The 22,483-nt window shown below is 68.0% G+C and carries 23 protein-coding genes; 15 read left to right on the forward strand and 8 right to left on the reverse strand.

Annotated features, from left to right (window positions below; translation table 11 throughout):
- The first annotated feature begins 18 nt into the window (after nt 1-18).
- The 4 genes from ACZY0X_RS16570 to ACZY0X_RS16585 are packed head-to-tail and all read left to right on the forward strand — an operon-like array spanning nt 19 to nt 3,448.
- Nucleotides 19-489: a PTS sugar transporter subunit IIA gene (locus ACZY0X_RS16570; RefSeq protein ID WP_463771929.1), complete on the forward strand. Its 471-nt coding sequence runs from the start codon at nt 19-21 to the stop codon at nt 487-489.
- Nucleotides 490-1,275: a glucosamine-6-phosphate deaminase gene (gene nagB, locus ACZY0X_RS16575; RefSeq protein ID WP_463771930.1), complete on the forward strand. Its 786-nt coding sequence runs from the start codon at nt 490-492 to the stop codon at nt 1,273-1,275.
- Nucleotide 1,276: 1 nt separating this feature from the next.
- Nucleotides 1,277-2,416, forward strand: coding sequence for an N-acetylglucosamine-6-phosphate deacetylase (gene nagA / locus ACZY0X_RS16580; RefSeq protein WP_463771932.1), 1,140 nt, complete (start codon nt 1,277-1,279; stop codon nt 2,414-2,416).
- A 6-nt stretch (nt 2,417-2,422) separates the two neighbouring features.
- Nucleotides 2,423-3,448 (forward strand): alcohol dehydrogenase catalytic domain-containing protein, encoded by a 1,026-nt coding sequence (locus tag ACZY0X_RS16585; protein WP_463771933.1) that lies wholly within the window; start codon nt 2,423-2,425, stop codon nt 3,446-3,448.
- 14 nt (nt 3,449-3,462) lie between these two features.
- Here the strand turns inward: ACZY0X_RS16585 and ACZY0X_RS16590 are convergent, their stop codons facing one another.
- Nucleotides 3,463-3,753: a DUF4235 domain-containing protein gene (locus ACZY0X_RS16590; RefSeq protein WP_463771935.1), complete on the reverse strand. Its 291-nt coding sequence runs from the start codon at nt 3,751-3,753 to the stop codon at nt 3,463-3,465.
- Between the two features lie 89 nt (nt 3,754-3,842).
- Nucleotides 3,843-4,814 carry an NADPH:quinone oxidoreductase family protein gene (locus ACZY0X_RS16595; protein ID WP_463772467.1) on the reverse strand — a complete coding sequence of 324 codons (972 nt, stop codon included), beginning with the start codon at nt 4,812-4,814 and terminating at the stop codon, nt 3,843-3,845.
- A gap of 22 nt (nt 4,815-4,836) precedes the next feature.
- Here ACZY0X_RS16595 and ACZY0X_RS16600 point away from each other — a divergent pair, with 22 nt between their 5' ends.
- Nucleotides 4,837-5,934, forward strand: coding sequence for an NAD(P)-dependent alcohol dehydrogenase (locus ACZY0X_RS16600; protein ID WP_463771937.1), 1,098 nt, complete (start codon nt 4,837-4,839; stop codon nt 5,932-5,934).
- 17 nt (nt 5,935-5,951) lie between these two features.
- The gene (locus ACZY0X_RS16605) at nt 5,952-7,589 is read left to right on the forward strand and encodes an FAD-dependent oxidoreductase (protein WP_463771938.1); all 1,638 of its coding nucleotides are present in this window, start codon (nt 5,952-5,954) and stop codon (nt 7,587-7,589) included.
- A gap of 52 nt (nt 7,590-7,641) precedes the next feature.
- Here the strand turns inward: ACZY0X_RS16605 and ACZY0X_RS16610 are convergent, their stop codons facing one another.
- The gene (locus ACZY0X_RS16610) at nt 7,642-9,075 is read right to left on the reverse strand and encodes a hypothetical protein (protein ID WP_463771939.1); all 1,434 of its coding nucleotides are present in this window, start codon (nt 9,073-9,075) and stop codon (nt 7,642-7,644) included.
- 353 nt (nt 9,076-9,428) lie between these two features.
- On the opposite strand from ACZY0X_RS16610, the gene ACZY0X_RS16615 reads away from it, so the two are divergent.
- On the forward strand, nt 9,429-10,382 hold the full coding sequence (locus ACZY0X_RS16615; RefSeq protein WP_463771941.1) for an alpha/beta fold hydrolase: 954 nt from the start codon (nt 9,429-9,431) through the stop codon (nt 10,380-10,382).
- Here the strand turns inward: ACZY0X_RS16615 and ACZY0X_RS16620 are convergent.
- A complete protein-coding gene (locus tag ACZY0X_RS16620; protein WP_463771942.1) occupies nt 10,372-11,727 on the reverse strand; it encodes a flavin monoamine oxidase family protein in 1,356 nt (451 codons plus the stop codon). The two genes, ACZY0X_RS16615 and ACZY0X_RS16620, sit on opposite strands and share 11 nt — an antisense overlap.
- A gap of 19 nt (nt 11,728-11,746) precedes the next feature.
- Between ACZY0X_RS16620 and ACZY0X_RS16625 the strand changes: the two genes are divergently transcribed.
- A complete protein-coding gene (locus tag ACZY0X_RS16625) occupies nt 11,747-12,739 on the forward strand; it encodes a TIGR03617 family F420-dependent LLM class oxidoreductase (RefSeq protein WP_463771943.1) in 993 nt (330 codons plus the stop codon).
- A gap of 79 nt (nt 12,740-12,818) precedes the next feature.
- Nucleotides 12,819-14,366 (forward strand): flavin-containing monooxygenase, encoded by a 1,548-nt coding sequence (locus tag ACZY0X_RS16630; RefSeq protein WP_463771945.1) that lies wholly within the window; start codon nt 12,819-12,821, stop codon nt 14,364-14,366.
- On the opposite strand, the gene ACZY0X_RS16635 is transcribed toward ACZY0X_RS16630, so the two are convergent.
- The gene (locus ACZY0X_RS16635) at nt 14,354-15,109 is read right to left on the reverse strand and encodes a helix-turn-helix transcriptional regulator (RefSeq protein ID WP_463771946.1); all 756 of its coding nucleotides are present in this window, start codon (nt 15,107-15,109) and stop codon (nt 14,354-14,356) included. The genes ACZY0X_RS16630 and ACZY0X_RS16635 overlap by 13 nt on opposite strands.
- A gap of 33 nt (nt 15,110-15,142) precedes the next feature.
- On the opposite strand from ACZY0X_RS16635, the gene ACZY0X_RS16640 reads away from it, so the two are divergent.
- Together ACZY0X_RS16640 and ACZY0X_RS16645 are read left to right on the forward strand one after the other, a co-directional pair.
- Complete coding sequence (locus ACZY0X_RS16640; protein WP_463771948.1) at nt 15,143-15,514, forward strand: DUF4345 family protein; 372 nt, start codon at nt 15,143-15,145, stop codon at nt 15,512-15,514.
- Nucleotides 15,515-15,641: 127 nt separating this feature from the next.
- Nucleotides 15,642-15,809 carry a hypothetical protein gene (locus tag ACZY0X_RS16645; protein WP_241400284.1) on the forward strand — a complete coding sequence of 56 codons (168 nt, stop codon included), beginning with the start codon at nt 15,642-15,644 and terminating at the stop codon, nt 15,807-15,809.
- Between the two features lie 68 nt (nt 15,810-15,877).
- Here the strand turns inward: ACZY0X_RS16645 and ACZY0X_RS16650 are convergent, their stop codons facing one another.
- Nucleotides 15,878-16,993, reverse strand: a complete 1,116-nt coding sequence (locus tag ACZY0X_RS16650; protein ID WP_463771949.1) for an Rv3169 family protein — start codon at nt 16,991-16,993, stop codon at nt 15,878-15,880.
- The gene (locus ACZY0X_RS16655; protein WP_463771950.1) at nt 16,993-18,132 is read right to left on the reverse strand and encodes a phosphotransferase family protein; all 1,140 of its coding nucleotides are present in this window, start codon (nt 18,130-18,132) and stop codon (nt 16,993-16,995) included. Before ACZY0X_RS16655 ends, ACZY0X_RS16650 begins: the two co-directional genes overlap by 1 nt.
- Before the next feature lie 41 nt (nt 18,133-18,173).
- On the opposite strand from ACZY0X_RS16655, the gene ACZY0X_RS16660 reads away from it, so the two are divergent.
- Complete coding sequence (locus ACZY0X_RS16660; RefSeq protein WP_463771951.1) at nt 18,174-18,803, forward strand: TetR/AcrR family transcriptional regulator; 630 nt, start codon at nt 18,174-18,176, stop codon at nt 18,801-18,803.
- A complete protein-coding gene (locus ACZY0X_RS16665; RefSeq protein WP_463771952.1) occupies nt 18,800-19,489 on the forward strand; it encodes a PIG-L deacetylase family protein in 690 nt (229 codons plus the stop codon). The genes ACZY0X_RS16660 and ACZY0X_RS16665 overlap by 4 nt, the downstream gene beginning before the upstream one ends.
- Here the strand turns inward: ACZY0X_RS16665 and ACZY0X_RS16670 are convergent.
- Nucleotides 19,486-20,295: an enoyl-CoA hydratase gene (locus tag ACZY0X_RS16670; RefSeq protein ID WP_463771954.1), complete on the reverse strand. Its 810-nt coding sequence runs from the start codon at nt 20,293-20,295 to the stop codon at nt 19,486-19,488. The two genes, ACZY0X_RS16665 and ACZY0X_RS16670, sit on opposite strands and share 4 nt — an antisense overlap.
- A gap of 75 nt (nt 20,296-20,370) precedes the next feature.
- Between ACZY0X_RS16670 and ACZY0X_RS16675 the strand changes: the two genes are divergently transcribed.
- Both ACZY0X_RS16675 and ACZY0X_RS16680 read left to right on the forward strand, forming a co-directional pair.
- Nucleotides 20,371-21,882: an FAD-dependent monooxygenase gene (locus ACZY0X_RS16675; protein WP_463771956.1), complete on the forward strand. Its 1,512-nt coding sequence runs from the start codon at nt 20,371-20,373 to the stop codon at nt 21,880-21,882.
- Nucleotides 21,879-22,478, forward strand: a complete 600-nt coding sequence (locus tag ACZY0X_RS16680; protein ID WP_463771958.1) for a TetR/AcrR family transcriptional regulator — start codon at nt 21,879-21,881, stop codon at nt 22,476-22,478. Before ACZY0X_RS16675 ends, ACZY0X_RS16680 begins: the two co-directional genes overlap by 4 nt.
- Nucleotides 22,479-22,483 lie beyond the last annotated feature (5 nt).

A 22,483-nucleotide genomic window follows, 5' to 3' on the forward strand; every position in this document is an offset into this window, starting at 1 on the left:
GATAGGGAGTCGCTCATCGTGAGCAAGACGCCAGTCCTCGCCCCGGTGGCGGGGCGTGCAGTTGCGTTGTCCGACGTCCCCGACCCGGTGTTCTCGCAGGGCATGGTCGGCTACGGTGCCGCCGTCGACCCGCCCCGTGCGGTGGTCGACGCGATCGCTCCCGTCAGTGGCAAGCTGCTCAAGCTGATGCCCCACGCCTACATCGTGATGACGCCGGACAACGTCGGCGTGCTGGTCCATCTCGGCCTGGACACCGTGGCGTTGTCCGGCGAGGGCTTCACCTCTCACGTCAGCCAGGGCGACGACGTCACCGCGGGCCAGGCCGTCATCACCTACGACGTCCCCGCCATCGTGGCCAAGGGCCTCAATCCCATCGTGCCCGTCGTGGTCATGGACGAACGCGAATCCGACAATGTCACGCCGTCCGACGCGGTCAACACCGGCTCCGAGATCGACTACGGTGCCACCCTTTTCACCGCGACCAAGTAGATGGAAGTCATCACCCTGGCCGACGCCGAGGAGATCGGCGCCCTCGCCGCGGACGCGATAGGCGCACTGCTGGCTCGAAAACCGACGGCGGTCCTGGGGCTGGCCACCGGATCATCGCCGTTGGCGATCTACGACCAACTCGCGGCGCGCTGCGGTGCCGGGCTCATCTCCTTCGCCTCAGCACGGGGTTTCACCCTCGACGAGTACGTGGGCCTGCCCGTCGACCATCCCGAGCGGTACAGCACCGTGATCGACAACGTGTTCGTGTCCCGGGTGGACTTCGCGCCAGGGGCGGTTCAGAGCCCCGACGGTCTGGCCGCCGACATCCCGGCCGCATGCGCGCAGTACGAGAACGCGATTAGTGATGCGGGTGGCGTCGATCTGCAGATCCTCGGCATCGGTACCGACGGACATGTCGCCTTCAACGAGCCGGGATCGTCGCTGGCGTCGCGGACCCGGATCAAGACGCTGACCATGCAGACGCGCCGCGATAACGCGCGCTTCTTCGGCGACGACATCGACGCGGTGCCGACCCACTGCCTCACGCAGGGGCTCGCCACCATCATGGCGGCCCGGCACGTGATCCTGGTCGCCACCGGCAGGAGCAAGGCCGAGGCCGTGCACCACCTGGTCGAGGGCGCGGTCAGCGCGATGTGGCCGGCGACCATTCTGCAACACCATCCCCACGTGACCGTGCTGCTCGACGACGCCGCCGCACGCCGCCTCCAGCTCGTCGACTACTACCGCGAGACCTACCGCTCCAAGCCGGACTGGCAGGGCATCTGAGTTGTTACTGACGGCAGACACCATCGCCACGGGCTCAGAACTGTTGCGGCCCGGGTGGATCGAGGTGCACCAGGACACCGTGGCGGCAGTCGGCAGCGGCGTTCCCCCGCGGCCCGCGGACCGCGACCTCGGGGCGGTGACGGTGGTGCCCGGGTTCGTCGACACCCATCTGCACGGCGGGGCCGGTGCGAACTTCTCCGCCGCCGTCGCGTCCGAGACCGCCACCGCGGTGGCGTTTCACCGCCGCTTCGGCACGACCGCGATGGTCGCGTCCCTGGTGACCGCCGGGCCGGACGAATTGCTGCGCCAGGTATACGGATTGGCCGACGACGTGCGCGCCGGACTGCTCGACGGTATCCACCTGGAGGGGCCCTGGTTGTCGACCAGTCGCTGTGGTGCGCATCAGCCATCGCTGATGCGCGACCCCGACCCAGACGAGATCGATCGTGTGCTCGAGGCGGGCGCCGGAACGATTCGGATGGTCACCCTCGCACCCGAGCGTGACGGTGGCCTCGCGGCGATCGGGCAGTTCGTCGATGCAGGAGTCGTCGCCGCGGTCGGGCACACGGAGGCCACCTATGAACAGACACGTGCGGCGATCGCGGCGGGCGCGACCGTGGGCACGCACCTGTTCAACGCGATGCGCCCGATCGACCGGCGGGAGCCCGGGCCTGCCATCGCGCTGCTCGAAGATCCCAGTGTGACCGTCGAACTCATCACCGATGGCGTGCACGTCGCGCCCGCCATCTACCGACATGTCGCGATGAGTGCCGGAGGAGACCGGGTCTCGTTGATCACCGACGCGATGGCGGCCACGGGCATGCCCGACGGGGAGTACCGCCTCGGTCCGATCGCTGTCGACGTCGTCGCTGGCGTGGCGCGTGTCGGCGGCTCCGACACCATCGCAGGCAGCACCGCGACGATGGACAGGGTGTTCCGGTTCGCTGTCACCCACGCCGGGCTGCCGCCGGAGGCGGCGCTGCTGCAGGCAGTGCGGCAGTCCTCGATCAATCCGGCGCGGGCACTGGGACTACCGTCAGATGGCCTGACGCCGGGTGCATATGCCGACCTGGTAGTTCTGGATGGTGACCTCGCGGTGCGCGGTGTGCTGCGCCGGGGGCAGTGGATCTATGGAGAGTGAGTTCAGATGAAGAGCGTCGTGATCGATACGCCGGGTCAGGTTCGGGTAGAGACGGTGCCCGATCCGACGCTGCCCGGCACGGACGGCGCCATCATCGAGGTGCGGTCGACCGCGATCTGCGGTTCCGATCTTCACTTCTACGAGGGTGACTACCCGCTCGCTGCGCCGGTGGCCCTTGGTCACGAGGCGGTCGGCACGGTGGTCGAGGTCGGTCCCGATGTGACGACCGTGAAGGTCGGTGACGACGTGCTGGTCTCCTCGGTCGCCGGCTGCGGGTCGTGCGCCGGTTGTGCGACACACGATCCGGTGACGTGCGTCGGCGGACCCCGGATCTTCGGTGCCGGTGCACTCGGCGGCGCGCAGTCCGAACTGCTGGCGGTTCCCGTCGCGGACTTCCAGCTGTTGCGGCTTCCCGAGGACATTCACACCGAGGAAGCCCTGTTGTTGACCGACAATCTCGCCACGGGGTGGGCGGGCGCGCAGCGTGCCGACATTCCGCCCGGCGGCACCGTCGTGGTCATCGGTCTGGGTGCGGTCGGACTGTGCGCGGTACACAGCGCCATCGCACTCGGCGCGGGCACCGTCTTCGCCGTCGATCCCGTGGAGGGTCGGCGGCAGCGTGCCGAGCAGGCCGGGGCCATCGGGTTGGCGCCACCGGCGCTGCAGGCGGTGTTGGATGCGACCGGTGGTCGCGGTGCGGTGTCCGTGATCGATGCGGTCGGCAGCGATGGGTCGATGAACGATGCGCTGGCCTGCGTGCGGGCCGGTGGCACGGTGTCGGTGGTGGGCGTGCACGACCTCAACCCGTTCCCGCTGCCCGCCACGCTCAGTCTGATTCGGAGCATCTCGTTGCGGTTCACCACGGCGCCCGTGCAGCGCACCTGGCCAGAACTCGTCCCCCTGCTGCAGTCCGGCCGGCTCGACGTCAGCAACATCTTCACCCACACCATGCCGCTGGCCGAGGCGCCCGCCGCCTACGCCGCAGTGGCGGCCCGCGATGCCGACTGCGTCAAGGTGGTGCTGACGACCTGACGGCGGGATGGTGGTCAGCTACCCGGCCACTCGCCGGTCGCCTTCTCGAAGAGTCGGGCGCCCTGCCGGTCGATGATGGTCTTGACCGCCGAGAAGATCGCGCCCTGTATGACGGCGGCCAGCAGAATCTGCTTGAAGGGGTACTCGGTCTCCAGGGCCTTCGGCGGGTCGGACTGGGGGCCGGGAGCCGCCAGTCGCCACACCTGCTTGAACACGAGCCCGGCGATGAGTCCGCCCACCACCGAGCTGGCCAGGCCTATGGGGCGATACAGGAGCGCAGCTGATTTGCTCGTCTTCTTGGCCATGTGTGGTCTCCTCGCTTCCGTTCGAAGTCCGGAGTGCCCGCTGTCGGGGACCGCGAAACCGCCACCGCCCCTTCACGACGACCTTGCGCTCACCGAACCTTGACGACGACCTTGCCCTTGGCTGACCGGTCCTCCAGCGAGGCGATGGCGTCACCGGCGCGCTCCAGCGGGTAGACGACCGGATCGGGTGCGGTGATCAGGCCCGAGGCCAGCAGCGGTTCGAGTTCGGCCCACTGCTCGTGTAGGTAGCCGGGATGCGTTGCGGCCCAAGCGCCCCAGCCGACACCGATCACGTCGACGTTGTTCAGCAGCAGCCGGTTGACCTTGACGGTTGGGATCTCGCCGCCGGTGAACCCCACGACGAGCAGGCGTCCGCCCGGTGCCAACGATCGCAGCGAGTCGGTGAAGCGGTCACCGCCCACCGGGTCGACGATCAGCTCGACGCCGCGTCCGCCGGTCAGTTCCTTGACTGCGTCCTTGAAGTGGTCGGCCAACACCACGTCCGTGGCGCCGGCGGCCCTGGCGACGGCCGCCTTGTCCTCGGTACTGACCACGGCGATGATGCGCGAGGCACCCCACGCCGCGGCCAGTCGCAGCGTCGATGTTCCGATGCCGCCAGCGGCACCGTGCACGAGAACCGTCTCGCCGGGAGCCAACCTGCCCCGGGTTCGCAGGGCGCAGTGCACCGTCAGGTCATTGAAGAGCAGTCCCGCACCCGCCTCGAAGGACACCGAGTCCGGCAGCGCGAACACCCGATCCGCCGGTAGCGCAACGACTTCGGCCATACCGCCGGTCAGCATCGTCAGCCCGGCCACCCGGTCGCCGGTGGACACGTGCGCGTCGGCGGGCGCGCTGCGCACCACGCCCGCGATCTCGGCTCCCGGCACGTAGGGCAGTTCCGCCTTGTGCTGGTAGAGCCCGCGGGTCTGCAGCGCATCGGGGAAGGCGACCCCGGCGGCGTACACGTCGATGACGACGCCGTCGGCCGATGTCGGCTCGTCGATGTCCACCAATTCCGCGGCGTGTGGACCGTCCAACTGTGGTACCTGTATGGCTCGCATCCAGACCATTTAACATCCCAGGGTGATAGACGCACGCGCTGCGGTCGTGCTCGAGCCGGGAGCGGTTCCGCAACTGACCGACGTCCAGATCCGGCCGCCCGTCACCGATGAGGTGCTGGTGCGCATCGCCGCGGTCGGCATCTGTCACACCGACGTCAGCGTGTCCGCGCGGTTTCCGGCCGCGAGGCTGCCGATGACATTCGGCCACGAGGGCACCGGCACCGTTGTCGAGGCCGGACCCGACGCAGAGGCGGCAGTGGGCCAGCAGGTGGTCCTGACGTTCGCCAGTTGTGGCGAATGTGCGAACTGCTCCGAGGGCGCCCCCGCCTACTGTGACCACTCGACCGGCCTGAACATGCGCGGTGATCGCGGCGACGAGGCGAGCGCCCTGCGCCTGCACGGCACACCGGTGATCGGCGGGTTCTTCGGGCAGTCCAGCTTCGCCACCCACGCCATCGCGCGGCCGGCCAACACCGTCGTGCTGCCCGAACCCATGGCCCCGGAGCTGGCGGCGCCGTTGGGTTGCAGCGTCCAGACCGGTGTCGGCACCGTGCTCAACGCCCTGGCTCTGGGTGCCGCCGACGTGCTGGCAGTCTTCGGCGCGGGTGCGGTGGGGCTCTCGGCGGTGATGGGTGGGCGGATCGCGGGATGCCGGGCCATTGTCGCCGTCGATCCGGTGCCGCAGCGACGGGCCCTGGCGACGAGTCTGGGCGCCACCGCCGTTATCGACCCGGCCGACGGCGATGTCGCGGCGCGCCTCGTCGAGGTGACTGGTGGGGGAGCGACGGCGGCCGTCGACACGACCGCGCTACCCGACGTCATCGCGACGGCACTGACCTGCCTTCGTGCCCGCGGCACCCTTGCGCTGGTCGGTCTCGGCGCGTTGAGCGCACCGCTTGCGGTCGGATTGATCATGGGCCGTGGCCTTCGCGTGCGCGGAGTTGTCGAGGGCGACAGCGACCCGCACGTGTTCATCCCGCAGCTGGCTCAGATGTGGCGCCGCGGCGACCTGCCGCTGGAGGAGCTGGTGACCACCTTCTCGTTCGATGACTTCGGCGACGCATGGCATTCCGCGACGACGGGTGGCGCGGTGAAACCCGTGCTCGTAATGCCGTTCTAATCGCTAGAGTTCCGCACATGGACGTGCAGGTGATCGTCGTCGGAGCAGGCCCGGTGGGGCTCACAGCTGCTATTGAGTTGGCGCGCCGGGGAGTTGACGTCCTCATCATCGACAAACGCGACAGTGTGGCGCCGTGGGCGAAAGCCGTCGGGATCCAACCCCGCACCCTCGAGATCTGGGATCAGACCGGAATCGTCGACACCGCGCTCGACGCGTCGATCACGATGCGCGGGCAGGTCATGTACGTCAATGGCGAGCGCACCGGAGAACTCGTCTTCCCGATACCGGATGAGGTGCCGTACGGATTCGTCTGCCTGCCGCAGTACACCACCGAGGAGATTCTCGGCGCGCATCTGGCGGGGCTCGGCACCGCAGTTCGCCGCGGCGTGGAACTGGTTGCCTTCACCGCCGACGACGCCGGTGTGAAGGCGACCCTGCGCGACGCCGACGGCGAACGCGAGGTGTCAGCCGAGTATCTGGTGGCCGCGGAGGGCGCGCACAGCGTGGTGCGCAAGACGCTGGGGCTGACCTTCGAGGGCGACGCGTTCCCCGAGGAGTACATGCTGGCCGACGTCGAACTCGACTGGAGTCTTCCCACGGGCCTGTCTGTGCGCAGCTCGCATGTGACCGACGGCGTGGTCGACGATTTGCTGGTGTGCATCCCGCTGCCGGGCCGGTGCCGCTACCGAATTTCGATGCTGGTGCCCGATGAGTTGTCTGCGGCCGCCCACGTGGAAGACGTTGTCACGCACGGGATTCAAGTCGATGCGCCGAAGTCGGAGCTGCACCACGTGCAGGCGGTTCTCGATCGATTGGCGCCCGAGCCGACGACGGCGACAAACATGCGCTGGTCATCGGTCTTCCGGATCAGTCACCGGTTGGTCAACCGGTATCAGCAGGGTCGGGCGTTCCTGGCGGGGGATACCGCCCACATCCATCCGCCCACAGGCGCCCAGGGCATGAACACCGGTATCCAGGACGCCTACAACCTGGGCTGGAAACTCGCGCTCGCCGTGCAGGGCGTGGCCGCGCCGCACCTGCTGGACAGTTACCACGCCGAACGCCATCCCGTGGGGGAGGAGGTGGTTGGCCGGACGGTGCGTGCAGCCCGAGAGGGAATCGGCGCCGGCGACGACTTGCAGACGACGGTGCTGCGCACGGCGCAACTCCTGGTGCACTACGCCGACAGCCCCATCGTCGGCGACGATCCGGACGCACCGGGTCCCGCCGCCGGACCACGTCCAGGGGAGCGGGCGCCGGACGCCACCGGCCTTCGTCGCAGCGCAGTGACCGGCCCCATTCGCTGTCACGAGTTGTTCCGCCACACCGGCCACACCCTGCTGCTGTGGGCGACATCGGAGGCGTCCTGGACCGAGGCAATGGACGTCGCCGAGGACGTGATGACCCGGTCGTGCGGCCGCGTTCGTGCGGCTGTCCTGGTCCCGGAGGCGCTGTCGGATACCGCGGTGTTTGGCGCGACCCTGGTCGATGCGGACGGGAACCTCGCCACCGCATACGGTTTCGGTGATGCCGCCACGACCCCGGCGGCCTATCTAATCCGGCCCGACGGCTATGTGTCCTACCGCTCGGCGGCGGTGGATGAAGGCCGTCTGCTCGCGCATCTCGCGACGACCACGATCCGCATCGGCTCCTGACGTCGAAACGGCTCCCGGACCTGTTGCCGGGAGCCGCTTCTCGTCGGTTCAATCAGGCGGCAGCAGACTTCTCGCCGTCCTTGTCCTTGCCGCCGTCCTTCGTGCCGGTGTCCTTCGTGCCGGTGTCCTTCTTGGCGGTGTCGTGCTTCGCGGCGCGCTTCTCGTCGGACTTCTTGTCGGCGCTGGAATCCTTGCCGTCCTTGGCCGCCTGATCCTTATCGGCGTCCTTGGCCGGGGTGTCCTTGGTCGTCTCGCCCTTGTTGGGGTCCTTCGCCTCGGTGTCCTTGGCGGGGGTGTCCTTGGCCGGCGCATCTTTGGCGGGAGTCCCCTCTGCAGGGGCGTCCTTGACCGGAGCGTCCTCTTCGGGGGGCTCGGCCGCAGGCAGGGTCCCGTCGAACGCGGCGACCTCCGACTCGAAGGCGGAGCGCACCGCACTCTGCAAGGACTCCCAGCTGTGCTTCTCCTTGCCCGCGGCGGCACCGTCGGCAGCGGCGCCGTCGGCGGACGTTGACGCGTCGGGCGTATTGGCCGTCCGCAGTGTCTGCACGGCCAACGCCGCTGTGGCCTGTGCCGGCGGGTTGAAGATGCCGCCGATGGTCTTGATGTCGTGGTTGATGATCGTGGCCGGCAGGTTGATGATGTTGCGGACCGCGGTGGCGGTGACGTCGATGGCGGCCTGCACCTGGGCGCCGATCGCGTCGACGTTCCAGTTGCCGGTGGTCAGGCCGGTCGCGACCAGTGCCATGGCCTTGTTGAGCGGTGTGACGAAGTTGGTCAGCTGCCCGAACGTCGTCACGACAGTCCACGCGTTCTGCGCGGGCAGGCTCGCCACCTTGAGGAAGTCGTTGATGGGGTTGCTCGCCTGGGCGGGTGCGGCGTTCGGCGCGGCCAAGGTGCGGGCGAGGGTCGTGGCCGGCATGAGACCCACCTGCGCCGTCGGGTTGAGGACGTTCCCGATGGCCTGGATGTCGTGGTTGATGATCGTGGCCGGCAGGTTGATGATGTTGCGAATGGCGGTGATGGTGACGTTGATGGCGGCCTGCACCTGGGCGGTGATCGCGTCGACGTTCCAGTTGCCGGTGGTCAGGCCGGTCGCGACCAGTGCCATGGCCTTGTTGAGCGGTGTGACGAAGTTGGTCAGCTGCCCGAACGTGGTCAGGACGGTCCATAGGTTCTGCACCGGCAGGCTGGCCAGCGTGAGGACGTCGTTGACGGTGGCGGCGGGTGCCGCAACCGACTGAACCGAGGACGCGGCGGCACGTCCCAGCGCACTGGCGGGAGGTGTGCCCGCCGAACCCAGCGAGAGGCTGGCGAGCAGAAGTGGACTCGGCAGGGCAGTCAGCTCATAGCTGCGGGACACCGTCGGCGTGACGGCCGACCCCACGGGCGTCGCGGCGATTGCCTGTGGCGCCATGGTGCCCGACGCGGCGACGACGCACAGCGTGCAGGCCGCGGCAGTCAGCGAAGTGGATGTGCGGAGTTTCAACGTGGCCCCCGGGGCTCGGCAGGGAAAGAATGACAGCCAGAAGATAGCTGAGGTGCAACCCCCCGACTAGCCACCAAAGTCCCGGTGGCAGAGGCACTTTAGGGCCGTGGGATCGGCGAGCAGGCAATTGGCCGAGTCGACAGTCCATTGGTCCCCAAGAATTCACCGGCTGGATGCCGAACGCCCTGCCCGAGGTGCGACTCACCGCATGAACCAGGCATTGCCGGTGGCCCAACGGCATCTGTCGGCTGCGGCACTCCGCAAAGTCGGCACACTCTTGACACACGTCAAGTCGACCTAGTTAGACTTCTCGGGCCGCGGCAAGGGCGCTGCGGCAGATCGGAGGATCCGTGGTGAGGCATCTGCTGCCGTACGCCCCGGTCGACGCGTTGCCGAAGGGCAGACCCGTGCTGGTCCGCTCGGCGGACGGCACCCGACTGCATGCCGAGGTCTTCGGGCCCGAGGACGGTTATCCGATCGTGCTGGCCCACGGCATCACGTGCGCTATCCGGGTATGGGCCAATCAGATCACTGACCTGTCCCGGGACTACCGCGTCATCGCCTATGACCACCGCGGCCACGGTCGCAGCGGCGTGCCGCCGCGCCGGGGAAATCACAGCAACTACAGCCTGGACTTCCTGGCCGCTGATCTGGACGCGGTCCTGGACGCGACGCTCGCGCCGGGGGAGCGCGCCGTCATCGCCGGCCACTCGATGGGAGGTATCGCGATCACGTCGTGGTCGCAGCGATACCCGGCACGTGTCCGGCACTGCGCTGACGCGGTCGCCCTGATCAACACCACGACCGGTGACCTGCTCCGCGACGTGCAGTTCATTCCGGTGCCGCGGCCGCTGGCGACGAGTCGAGTGGCCGCAGGCGGACTACTGCTCAAGCGACTCGGTTCCGCACCGCTGCTGCCCGGGTCGGTGCAGCAGAGCCGGCGCTTCGTTGCCGCGCTGGCGGTCGGGCGTGACGCCGACCCGTCGGTCACCGACTTCATCTTTCAGTTGTTCGCCGAGACGCCGCCCGCCGGGCGGGGTGGCTGGGCCCGAGTCCTCGTCGATGGGCTTGGCAGCAAGCACATCTCGTTGGCCAACCTCGTGGTGCCGACACTGGTGATCGGCAGTCACAGGGATCGGCTGCTGCCGATCGGCGCGTCGCGCCGCATCGCCGCCGACGCACCGAATCTGGCGGCGTTCGTCGAGATGCCCGGTGGGCACTGCTCCATCCTCGAGTGCCCCGACGAGGTCAACGCGCACCTGCGCGGCCTGGTCGACTCGGTGCGGCAGACCCGGCTCAGCTCGTAGCTGACAGATAGCCCTTGACCTCGGCGGCCGCGCGGCGCCCGGAGCGCACCGCACCGTCGAGGAATCCGGTCCAGGTGTCGGCTGTCTCGGTACCCGCCCAGAAGATGCCGTCGACCGGTGCGCGCAGCCAGCGCCCGTACTGCGTCCAGGAACCCGGGGGCACTGCCGCGGTCGGTCCGCCGGGTGAGAACTCCTCGGTTCCCCACCGGTGATCGACGTAGTCGATGGGGTGGCGGGCCTGCTCGCCGAACAGCGTGGCGAAGCACGCCAGCGCCTGCTCGCGGCGTTGGTCGGCGGGCAGCGGGTCGAACGTGCGCGCGTCGGTGAAGCCGAGCAGGATGCCGGGACCGTCGCGGCCGGGGCTGACGTCGAATGTGATGAACACCGGCCCCTCGTCGGAGAGGGCCTCCCCAGACCGTCCGTCATTGCGCCAGAACGGTTTCTCGTACGCGGCGTACGCCTTGCTCAGATTGCCCTGCGGCCAGTTCTTCGCCAGCAGGGCGTACTCGTCGGGCAGCGCCGGATCGAAGTCGATCGCACCGCGGTGCTGCGGCGGGATCGCGACCACGATGGCCCGTGCCGTCGTCACGCCACCGTCGTAGTGCACGACGACACCGTCGGGGGTGCGCTCGATACGCCGCACAGGTGTGCCCAGATGCACACGCTCACCAAGGGCCTCGGCCATGCGCGTGGCGATCTGCTGCGTGCCCTCGGGAAACCGGTCCTGCTGTGCGCCGCTCTCGACGTCGAGCATCGGGCCGATACCCCCGGCGGCCTTGACGTAGCGCACGGCATGCAGCATCGACACCTGATCGGGCTCGCACCCCCATGTCACCCTGGACATGACCGCCATCAGGTCGCGGGTCGCGGCGCTGGCGTGCACCGAGCGCAGCCAATCCTCCAGCGTCCCGTCGTCCAGTCGGCTCGCGATCGGCGACGTCCACGGATCCGCCAACGGCACCTGTCGGCTGAGCCGCTCGAACCGCCATTGGATACGCGAGACATCAAGCAGCTCAAGGATGGACAGTTTCGGGATGGTGCTGCGGTAGGAGCGCACCCGGCCTCGCCAGCGGATCAGGTTCTTGCCCTGGCTGTAGGTGGGCACCGTCTGGCATCCGAGCTCGGCGGCCAGTGCGGTGACGGCGTCCTGCGTCGGCCCGACGAAAGTGGCGCCCAGGTCGACCGGAACACCGGCGACGGTCGTCGTGTGTGCCCGGCCGCCAACCCGGTCGCGGCCCTCGAGCACCAGCACGTCGTGACCTCGCCGGTCCAGTTCGCGTGCCGTCGACAATCCGGCGAAACCCGCGCCCACCACGACCACCTCTGCCCCGGCTGGGATCTTCACCTCACTAGGCTCTCATGGTGTGAAGGTGATGACAGCGTTGTTCGGCCCGACCGATGCCATCGAGAGGGCCCGGGTGCTGCGCGACGCGGGTGCGAGCGGGGTGTTCACCTTCGAGGGGCCGCACGACGTGTTCGCGCCGTTGACCCTGGCGTCGACGGTCGGCGGGCTGGACCTGATGACCAATGTGGCGATCGCGTTTCCCCGCAACCCGATTCATCTCGCGCATCAGGCCATCGACCACCAGCTGCTCACCGGGGGCCGCTTCACGTTGGGGCTGGGCACCCAGATCCGCACACAGATCGAGAAGCGCTTCGGCGCCGAGTTCGACCGACCGGTGCACCGCATGACCGAACTGGTCGGTGCCCTGCGGGCCATCTTCGCGGCGTGGAGCACCGGCGAGCCGCTGAACTTCCAGGGCGAGTACTACCGCCACACCCTGATGACACCCACGTTCGCGCCACGGGCCATGCCCGAGAAGCTGCCGCCGATCTACCTGGGTGCGCTGGGGCCCCGGCTGACGCGGGCCACCGCCGCGGTGGCCGACGGGCTGCTGGTCATGCCGTTCGGGTCGAAGCGGTTCCTGCACGAGGTGACGATGCTCGGTGTGGACGACGGGCTGAGTGCGGCGGGGCGGTCCCGCGCGGATCTGGCCATCGTTCCCGAGGTCATCGTGTCGGTCGTCAGCGACGAGAACCCGGACCACGCCTCGACCCGCCAGCTGCTGGCGTTCTACGGCTCGACGCCGGCCTACAAGCCCGTCCTGGACGTGCACGGCTGGGGTGACCTGCAGCCCGAACTGCGTGCGCTGTCGAAGCAGGGCCGCTGGCAGGAGATGGGCACCCTGATCGACGATGACGTGCTGCACACCATCGCCGCCTGCGGCACGCCCAAGGAGGTGGCGGCGCACATCGTCGATCGCATCGACGGTGTCGCCGATCAGGTGTGCATCTACCAGCCAGGGCCCATCGAGGCCGATTCGTTGGCGCAGATCGTTGACGCCCTGGCGGGCTGACGCCCTATCGTGGGGTGGTACGCCGCGGGACCAGGAGTCGCCCCGGCGGCGACACTGGACCACGATGAGGAGGTTCGCCATGGACGCCACTGAGCGACGGGATGCCGAGGCCACTGAGGCAGCGGAGACGGTGGACGTGCTGATCATCGGTGCCGGTATCTCCGGTATCGGGGCTGCCTACCGAATTCACGAGAAGAACCCGAAGCTGCGCTACGCCATCCTGGAGCGCCGCGCGCGCGTCGGCGGCACGTGGGACCTGTTCCGCTACCCGGGCATCCGGTCGGACAGCGACATCTTCACGCTGAGCTATGCCTACGAGCCGTGGAAGCGGCGCGAGAACATGGCCGACGGTGCCGATATCCGCGAGTACCTGGCCGGTACGGCGCGCAAGTACGGCATCGACGATCACATCCGGTTCGAGACCCACGTCAAGTCTGCGGACTGGGACTCAACCACCGACTACTGGACCGTTCGCACCATCCAGGGTGGCCCAGACGGGCCCGCCGAGAAGGTCTACCGCGGGCGCTTCCTGTTCTTCGGTACCGGCTACTACAACTACGACGAGCCCTACGCGCCCGAGTTTCCCGGCATCGAGCAGTTCCGCGGCGACGTCGTGCATCCGCAGTTCTGGCCCGAGTCACTGGATTACACCGACAAGAACATCGTCGTCATCGGCAGTGGGGCCACGGCGATCAGCATGATCCCCTCGCTTGCCGAGAAGGCCGCACACGTCACGATGCTGCAGCGCTCACCCACCTACATGTTGTCGATGTCACGGATCAATCCGGTCCTCGATTTCGTCCGAAGGGTGCTGCCGCGCAGCGTCTCTCACGCGATTGCCCGTTTCCTGTTCTCAGTGATCACCGTGCTGAACTTCGTCGTCGCGCGCAAGGCGCCGGAGACCTTCACCGAGCTGGTTCGGCGCACCGCGCTGCGGTACCTACCCGCGGGCTACGACATCGATACCCACTTCAAGCCGCGCTACAAGCCGTGGGACCAGCGACTGTGCGTCATCCTCGACGGCGATCTGTACACCGGCATCAAGGAGGGGCGCGTCGAGGTGGTCACCGACCACGTGGACCACGTCGACGCCTCGGGCATAGTCCTGAAGTCGGGGAACCGTATCGACGCCGACGTGATCGTCACCGCGACAGGCCTGCAGCTGCAGGCGCTCGGCGGCATCTCACTGAGCATGGACGGTACCGAGATCAAGCCGACCGATCGCTTCGTCTACAAGGAGTACCTGCTCGAGGACGTGCCGAACATGGCATGGTGCATCGGCTACACCAATGCGTCCTGGACGCTGCGCGCCGACATGACCGCCCGTGCGGTCGCCAAGCTGTTGACCTACATGGGCGAACACGGCTACACCCACGCCTATCCGCACCTCGGCGACGTGCGGATGAAGGAGAAGCCGACGTTCGACCTCGACGCCGGCTACATCAAGCGTGCCCCGCACGCGCTTCCCCGGTCGGGCACCAAGCGGCCGTGGCACGTCCGACACAACTACGTGCTCGACCTCATCGATCACCGGTTCGACCGGATCGAGGAGTCGATGGTGTTCGGTCGCGTGGCGACCAGGATCGCCCCGCGCGCTGCGGTGGAGAGCGAGATTCAGACCGCGTAGGTGCGGACGGTCACCCCGGTGCCCAGCAGCTGTGTGGCACTCAGGCCGAAAGTGGACTTGAAGCGGTCGGAGAGATGCGACGGGCTGGCGAAGCCCGCGCTCGCGGCGGCGGCGGTCAGGTTGTCTCCCCGTGCGATCGCCGAGCCGGCGTGTACCAGGCGCACCCACATCCGATAGCGACGCACACTGGTTCCGACCTCCTGGCGAAACAGGTGCAGGAACCGGGATTCGGACAGCGCTGCGTGGGCCGCCAGCTCCGGGGTGCTCACCGCCGCGGCGGGATCCTCGCGAATCAGCTTGCACGCAGCGGTGATTCGTGGATCGACGCTACCGTCACCCGCCGGTACGGCGAGTTCACGCCACCGCTGCGCCGAGGCGTCGTCGGTCGGTGGCTCGACGAGGCCGGTCTCCTCGATGTGGTCGACCGCGAGCGGCCCCACACGGTCGGTGAACGAATCTCGCGCGCACCGCGATCCATGCTCGAAGTAGAACGACACGATGCGGCCGTCGGAGGCGAGGTGGTGGGAGAGTCGGGGCGGGATCAGCACGCTGCGTGAGACCGCACGTGCGCCGTCGACGAGGGTCACTGTCAGCGGACCGTCGACCCCGACCGCGAGGCACCACACCGAGCCCGAGTGGGCCGACAGGTTCAGTCCCGGCCCGGCGTACAGCGCCTCGCCGGGACGTAACCACACCGTGGGACAGCAGGTTTGTGGAAGCGTCGCGCCTGATTCGCTTGGCATGCTGGCCTCCTGCCACTTCGCAAGGAGGCTATCGTGACCGGCACCATCGTCGTAGTGGTCGTCGCTGTGTTGTTCCTTGGCATGGGTCTGTACGGATTGGCCGCGCCGGCGGCGTTGGTGCGGCCGTTCGGCACGGTGCTGCCCGAACCCGCGTCACGGGCTGAGGTCCGCGCCGTCTACGGCGGCTTCGGGCTCGCCATCGCGGCGATCCTGACGCTGGCAGTGACACGCACGGGTGACGTGCGCGTGGGCATCGTGATCACCGTCGCCGCTGCGTTGGCCGGGATGGCGTTCGGGCGCATCGTGTCCCTGCTTCTCGGCGACCGGACGTCCTTCTACCCCAACTGGTTCTACTTCCTCGTCGAGGCGCTCGGCGCAGCGGTACTGGCGCTGACCGTGGCGTGAGGGTTACCCCCGGCGCGGTTGATTCCTGCCAGCCGTCGGTCAATTTCTGCCAACGGAAATGTATCCCTTGACCTGCTAGTTCTACGTGTCAGACAACAACAGAAGCAGTCAAGGAAGAGGGATCATCATGAAGAAGTTCGGATTCGCCAGCATCATTGCCACCGGTTTCGCCGCCGCTCTGTTGGGCTTGGCCGGCCCCGCCGCCGCCGACTCGACCCACCACGGCTGGATCCAGGACATCCAGCAGCAGGCCACCGTCGGCGCCGTCACCTCTACCGTCGGCAACGGACGCTGACCCACACGACAGAAGGGGCACCCGCCGCGCGGGTGCCCTTCTGTGTGCGTTAATCCGTCTGTCGTGAGTTACTCCGCGACGGTGAGCCAGTCGGCGAAGCCCGACGGGTCGTGGCGGCCCAATGCGCCGTGCTCGAACAGACCCCAACCCTCGACGGGTGCCGCGGTGCCCTCGGTGCAGACGGCACGCCCGACGTGGTCGATGACACCGAACGCGGTCCGGCCGATGACCGCCGGATCGGTCATGTCGTAGGTGAGCCGTTCGGTGAACTTCTCGCCCTTCCATACGCCGTGGATCCAGTCGGCGTCGCCGCCATAACCGCCGCCGACGTGGATCGGCACGGGCAGTTTGGATTCCACGTCGAACCGGACGGGGGTGCCGTCGAGGGCGGTGGCATCGATGGTGGCGCCGGTCGGGATACGAGTGCCGGATCGGTAGTGGATCTTGATCCTGGGCCAGCCGAGCTGCTCGATGCGGCCGTCCTTCCAGATCCGCGAGCAGTCGTTCAGTGAGCGGAAGCCGTTGGGCTCCTCCTGGATGATGAGGACCAGCGCGAAGTCGTCGAATGCCATCGGCACGTACAGCCACCACATGCCCTCGAACGGCGGGTCGGCGGGCCGGCCGGCCGGTTCGGCCTCACCGATCGGCCGGATGCCCCAGGACCGGTCGCGGGAGCCGACCCAGGTGGCAGGGTCAACGTCGATACGCTGGCCGTCGATCTCCAGATAGCCACTCCAGGAACCCAATTGAGCGAACCGCTGGGCGTCTAGGGTCACCCGGTTGCCCTGACGCATCAGGTGTGGCTGCTCCTGCACCACGTCGAACAGTCCGTCCCATGTGAGATCCGCTGCGACGCCCTCGGTCTCGTCGAGCACGATGCGCAGCTTCTTGAGCGGCTCGGTGACCTCGACCCGATAGCCACCGACGTGCTGGTTGAGCCGGTCCTGATCGATCGCGTCGGACAGATGCACGGCCGTCTGCTCATCCCCGCGTCGTACCAGGAAGTAGGCGTCCTTGACCCCGAGGTTGGGGTAGTAACCGAGGCCGGTGATGACGAAGATGTCGCCGGTGCGGTCATGGGCGTTGAAATACGAGCGGTCGTAGAAGTTGCGGTCCGAGGATGCCGGCCAGGCGATCGGCTGCGGAACCTGGTGGACGGGGAATTCGTCCATGGGGCCGAGCATCAGCTGTCCTCCTCGATCAGTCGCTTCAGCAGCGACACGTGATAGAACGCCGACTCCACGTCCTCGGGTTTGTCCATCTCGCCGAACCGCACCCGGCGGGCGGTCGTGCGCATGAACACGCAGCACCAGATCACGCCGGAGTAGATGTAGAACCAGCGCAGGTCGCCCAGCGTGGCGCCGGTCAACTTCTCATATGTCGCCCGGACGTCCTCCTCGCGCATGACATCAGGCAGGCCCGGCAGGCCGGCGAGCCCCGCGAGTTCCTGGAACACCATGTGCGCGAAGATGATCCATGAGACGTCCATCTCGCGCGGTCCGACGGTCGCCATCTCCCAGTCGAGTACGGCGACGGGCCGGAAGTCGTCGTAGAGCACGTTGCCGATCCGCGAGTCGCCCCAGACCAGGACCGACGGCGAGGCGGCGACGTCAGTGGGGAAGTTGTCCTCCAGCCAGGCCAGGGCGCGTTCCACGGTCGGTGAGCGGCCGATATCGGGCACCGCGAACTCGTACCAGTCCTTGAGCCAGCCGAAGTGCCGACGCAGCGCGGTGTCACCGGGCGGGTCGACCTCGGACAGGAAGGCGAACGTCTGCTCGGCGTTGGGGATCGAGTGGAGTTTGGCCAGGACCTCGACGGTCGTGTCCTGCAGTTCGCGGCGCTTCTCGGCGGGAGCGTCGGCGAACCAGTTGTCGCCGAACGTGTAGGGCATGACATCGGGCGGCACGACACCCGAGACCTTGTCCATGAGGAAGAACGGCGTGCCCAGCACCGCGCCCTCGTCGTCGATCCAGCGGACCCGGGGGACTGGCACGTCGGTCAGCTCGCCGACGAGCCTGATCACCTCGAACTGATGGTCCATCCGGTAGCTCGGAAAGACGGGGACGTCCTCGGTGGTGGGCGCGACTCGCGCCACCCAGTGCTCCTCGACTGGATTGCCGTCCGCCTCCCAGCGTCCGGTCAGGAGAATGGTCTCCGACGACATGCCATTGGACTCGACGCCACTCTCGATGGTCACGTCAGGCGTCACGCCGCCGGGCATGCAGGTGGACAGCCATTGCGACAGCACCGACGGGAGCACGCTGACGTCCCGTGATGAGCGATGCAAGCGGCTGACGTCTTCGACGGCCGGTTCATTGACCACAGTGTCGCCCTCTCAGAAATTACGATACGGTGAGTAGCGTTATGAAAGCAGACGCACCTGCGGATGACAAGACCCGCGGCCGCGATGAGCAGAGGCAGATCCCGAGTGCGGGCCGTCCACGCGACCCTCGGATCGACGCTGCCATAGTTGCCGCCACGACGGACCTTCTCGTCGAAATCGGTTATGCCAACCTCACGATGGCCGCGGTCGCCGAGCGGGCCGGAACCACCAAGACCGCGCTCTACCGTCGCTGGTCGAGCAAGGCCGAACTGGTGCACGAGGCGGCCTTCCCGATCGCGCCGTCGGCACTGGCAATGCCCGAGGGTGACATCGCCGGCGATGTGCGAGCCATGATCTCCGCCGCCCGCGACGTGTTCATCAGCCCCGTGGTCCGGGCCGCGCTACCGGGCCTGATCGCCGACATGGCGGCCGACTCCGATCTCAACGCCCGAGTTATGAGCCGCTTCGTCGGCCTGTTCGAGGTCGTGCAGGACCGCCTGCGCCACGCCGTGGAGCGCGGGGAGGTGCACGCTGACGTCGACCCCGAGCGGCTCATCGAGATCATTGGCGGCGCGACCATGCTGCGGCTTCTGTTGCAGCCCGACCGCGATCTCGACGAGGCTTGGGTCGATCAGACCACGGCCATCGTCATCCATGGAGTGCTCGCATGAGCCTGCAGCCATTTCCCTCCGACTGGCACTCCGCGCTGGTCCTCGTTCCGCACCCCGACGATCCCGAGTACGGCACCGGTGCAGCCGTCGCGAAGTGGACGGTGCAGGGCCGCACGGTCACCTACGCCCTGGCCACCAGGGGCGAGCGGGGTATCCAGGGCATGTCGCCCGAGCAGGCGGGCCCGTTGCGTGAGGGTGAGCAGATCCGATCGGCCGCCGTCGTCGGCGTCGACGACGTGCGGTTCTGGGACTTCCCCGACAGCGACGTCCGCAATACCGCCGCGCTGCGTGCCCGCATCACCGAGACCATCACCGAGTGCATGCCCGACGTCGTGATCACCATCTACAGCGGGCCGCAGTGGGCGCCGGGGCTACCGAATCAGCGCGACCACATCGAGTTCGCCAACGCCGTCGCCGACGCGTACGACGCCATCGGCGCCGAGCAGCAGGGCAAGCCGCGGTGGCTTTTCGAGCACGGTCCGGACGGCACGCACGGTGAGACGGTCGACGGCTTCGTCGAGGTGGCGGTCGCATCGCTGACCGCGCACGAGACCTACCTGTCGGTGCTGGATCCTGACACGCCGGTCATCGAGCAGGCGCGCGCCCAGGTTCAGATGTCCACCGCACCGCACCCGGACTTCGGTGGCAGGCCGACGGTGGAGTTCATCCTGAAGCGCCAGGCCTAGATCGCGTCATCGCCTGACGCCGTGGTGAGCTGCGACTTGTTGCGTGCCGAGACCTCACCGAAGCGATCACCCAGACCGGCGAGGTCGTGCTCTTGGGACCCTGCGATATCGCGCTCGGCGGCGAGTGCCGGATCGACCGCCGCCGACGTGCCGCGTACGTAGATCTCCTTGAGACCCAACATGATCGGGCCGGGAACCTCCGCGACGTGACCCGCTAGTTCGATGGTCCGCGTCATCAGGTCATCGTGGACGACCACCTCGGTGACCAGCCCGATGCGCTCGGCGTGCGCGGCGCTGACCACCTCACCGGTCATCGACAGCCGGCGTGCCATCGCCGCGCCGACGACCTGCGGCAGCCGTGCGGTCATCCCGCCGCCGGGCAGGATTCCGACCCGGGCATGGGTGTCGGCGAATACCGCACGCTCCGAGGCGATCAGGAAGTCACAACCCAGAGCCAGCTCCAGACCTCCCGTGAACGTCGCCCCGTTGATGGCGCCGATGATGGGCGTACGCATCTCGGCGACGGCGGTGATGCAGCTGCGCGACTTGAACTCCTCGAAGTACTTCATCCCGTCGCGCGCCGCCTCCTTGAGGTCGACACCCGCGCAGAACGCCGGGTCGGTGCCCGTGAGCACGACGGCGCGCACCGACTCGTCGGCGTCGGCCTCCTTGAGTGCGGCGTAGAGGGCGCGGATCAGGTCGCGGTTGAGCGCATTTCGCGCGTCCGGCCGGTTCAGGGTCAGCGTGCGCACCACTCCGGTGCCGCTGGTGGCGTCGTCGATGAGCACGTGCTGGCTGGCGGGCATCTGCTCAATCTAGCGGGCTGCCTGGTGTCGCGAACACTATTTCGTTACGATGGCGTTTCGTTAATGGGAGGCGGCATGGTCGACGTAGACGTTGTGGTGGCGGGTGCCGGACCGGCGGGGCTGGCCCTGGCATGCGGACTTCGCGCCCAGGGTGTGTCGGTGTGGGTTCTCGACCGAGCGGACGGCCCCGCAACGACATCGCGGGCGAACTTCGTCCACGCCCGCGGGGCGGAGGTGCTCGACCGGCTCGGAGCGCTCGGTGACCTGCCGTCGCGATCCGTGTCCGCCATGCTCATCACCACCTACCTCGGCGGAGATCCTGTGATGAGGGTGCGCTTCGGCGACCCGGGCATGCGGACCGCCGCGCCACCCATGGTGATCTCGCAGGCGGCCGTCGAGGGGGAGCTGCGGGCCCGACTGACCGAGCTCGGCGGCGACATCCAGTGGAACGCGAAGGTGGTCGGCGTCGAACAGGACGACCTTCGGGTCGTGGCCGAACTCGAAGACGGCCGGCGCATCGAGGCGCACTGGCTCGTCGGTTGCGACGGAGCGTCGAGCGCGACGCGGCGTCTGGTCGACATCGCCTTCCCGGGAGTACAGCTGTCTGAGCGGTTCCTGCTCGCCGATGTTCGCCTCGACTGGGATCTTGACCGCGCGGGCACGAGCGGGTGGATCCACCGAGACGGCATGATCGGGGCGATGCCGATGCCGGACGACTCGGATCGGTTGTGGCGCATCATCGCCTACGATCCCGGCCAGGAATCCGACAAACCCTCCCAAGAGGCCATACTCGCCCGGATCACGGAGATACTGCCCGAGCGCACCGGCCTCGACGTGGCGGTGACCGACCCCGAATGGTTGTCCGTCTTCCAGGTCCACCGGCGTCTCGCCGATGACTACCGCAATGGCCGCGTCCTCATCGCGGGAGACGCTGCGCACACGCATGCACCCTTCGGCGGGCAGGGAATGCTCACCGGGCTGGGAGACGCGGAGAATCTGGCGTGGAAGCTCGCACTGATCGTCAAGGGCGGGGCGAGTGCCGCGCTTCTCGACACCTATCAGGCCGAGCGCCGCCCGCTCGCCACCGAAGTCCTGCGCAGCACAAGTGCGGTCACCAAGCTCAACATCGCGGACCGGCCGATGGGTCGATTCATCCGCGACCACGTCCTGGTGCATGTCTTCAACCGGCCCGCCCTGCAGCGCTGGGCGACCTACCAGGCGTCCCAACTGTGGGTGAGCTACCGCCGGGGCCCGTTGGCGGATCGGCCACGTCCACGACCAGGTTTTGGGCACAAGCCCCGCCCGGGAGATCGGGTGCCCGACCAACCCTGCATCACCGCGGACGGTGATGCGACCCGGTTGTACGCCGAGTTGCGCGGACACTGGGTGCATCTGCGGTCCGGTGGTGCGGAAGCCGTCGCGCAGACGCGCGGGCTCGCAGGCGTGGTGACCCTCCGGCGAACCGATCCCGACCCGATCGATGACTTCCTCGTCAGGCCCGACGGTCACCTGGCCTGGCGCGGGCGCGATCACGACGACATGTTGCGATGGATCCGAGACGTGTTGATGATAGGTCGCGTGCGGTGACGGCCGGCGAACGTGGGCGTCCACGCGACCCCACCCGTGACACGGCGATACTCGATGCGGCACTTGAGACGTTCATCGAGCACGGCATCGCCGCGACGAGCATCGAGCAGATCGCCAAGCGAGCGGGGGTTGGGAAGCCCACCGTGTATCGCCGATGGTCGTCGAAGGAACGCCTCGTCGCGGATGCGATCGAGGTGCATGTCCGTGGCGAAATTGATTGGCCCACAGCAGAGCAGGTTGCCGTGATCCCGGCTGCGGAACTGGTGCGGCGCAATATCGCCGGTGCCGCCCGCACCGCCGCTGATCCCAGATTCCGCGCACTCATCGCCGCGATCTTCGGCTCCGCGGTGTCACACCCACTACTGATGGAGACGTACTGGACGCACTACATCGCCCCGCGACGCACCCTGATCATCGCGATGCTTCACCGCGCGCAGGACGAGGGGCACGTCGACCCCGACGCGGATCTCGAGGTCCTCGTCGACATGCTCGCGGGTGCCGCGACCTACCGTGTACTGCAGCCGAATCCACCCTCAGTGCAACAGATGCAACGATTCCTGGAGGAGACGTACCGCCGCGTCGGACTGCTGCACTAGGTGCG

The sequence above is a fragment of the Mycobacterium sp. IDUB_39 genome (assembly GCF_055419205.1).

Excerpts from the sequence above, each read along its gene's own strand:
- nagB (WP_463771930.1), top strand. The coding sequence starts at position 490 with ATGGAAGTCATCACCCTGGCCGACGCCGAGGAGATCGGCGCCCTCGCC.
- ACZY0X_RS16585 (WP_463771933.1), top strand. The coding sequence starts at position 2,423 with ATGAAGAGCGTCGTGATCGATACGCCGGGTCAGGTTCGGGTAGAGACG.
- ACZY0X_RS16590 (WP_463771935.1), bottom strand. The coding sequence starts at position 3,753 with ATGGCCAAGAAGACGAGCAAATCAGCTGCGCTCCTGTATCGCCCCATA.
- ACZY0X_RS16595 (WP_463772467.1), bottom strand. The coding sequence starts at position 4,814 with ATGCGAGCCATACAGGTACCACAGTTGGACGGTCCACACGCCGCGGAA.
- ACZY0X_RS16605 (WP_463771938.1), top strand. The coding sequence starts at position 5,952 with ATGGACGTGCAGGTGATCGTCGTCGGAGCAGGCCCGGTGGGGCTCACA.
- ACZY0X_RS16630 (WP_463771945.1), top strand. The coding sequence starts at position 12,819 with ATGGACGCCACTGAGCGACGGGATGCCGAGGCCACTGAGGCAGCGGAG.
- ACZY0X_RS16635 (WP_463771946.1), bottom strand. The coding sequence starts at position 15,109 with ATGCCAAGCGAATCAGGCGCGACGCTTCCACAAACCTGCTGTCCCACG.
- ACZY0X_RS16645 (WP_241400284.1), top strand. The coding sequence starts at position 15,642 with ATGAAGAAGTTCGGATTCGCCAGCATCATTGCCACCGGTTTCGCCGCC.
- ACZY0X_RS16650 (WP_463771949.1), bottom strand. The coding sequence starts at position 16,993 with ATGCTCGGCCCCATGGACGAATTCCCCGTCCACCAGGTTCCGCAGCCG.
- ACZY0X_RS16660 (WP_463771951.1), top strand. The coding sequence starts at position 18,174 with ATGAAAGCAGACGCACCTGCGGATGACAAGACCCGCGGCCGCGATGAG.
- ACZY0X_RS16665 (WP_463771952.1), top strand. The coding sequence starts at position 18,800 with ATGAGCCTGCAGCCATTTCCCTCCGACTGGCACTCCGCGCTGGTCCTC.
- ACZY0X_RS16670 (WP_463771954.1), bottom strand. The coding sequence starts at position 20,295 with ATGCCCGCCAGCCAGCACGTGCTCATCGACGACGCCACCAGCGGCACC.
- ACZY0X_RS16675 (WP_463771956.1), top strand. The coding sequence starts at position 20,371 with ATGGTCGACGTAGACGTTGTGGTGGCGGGTGCCGGACCGGCGGGGCTG.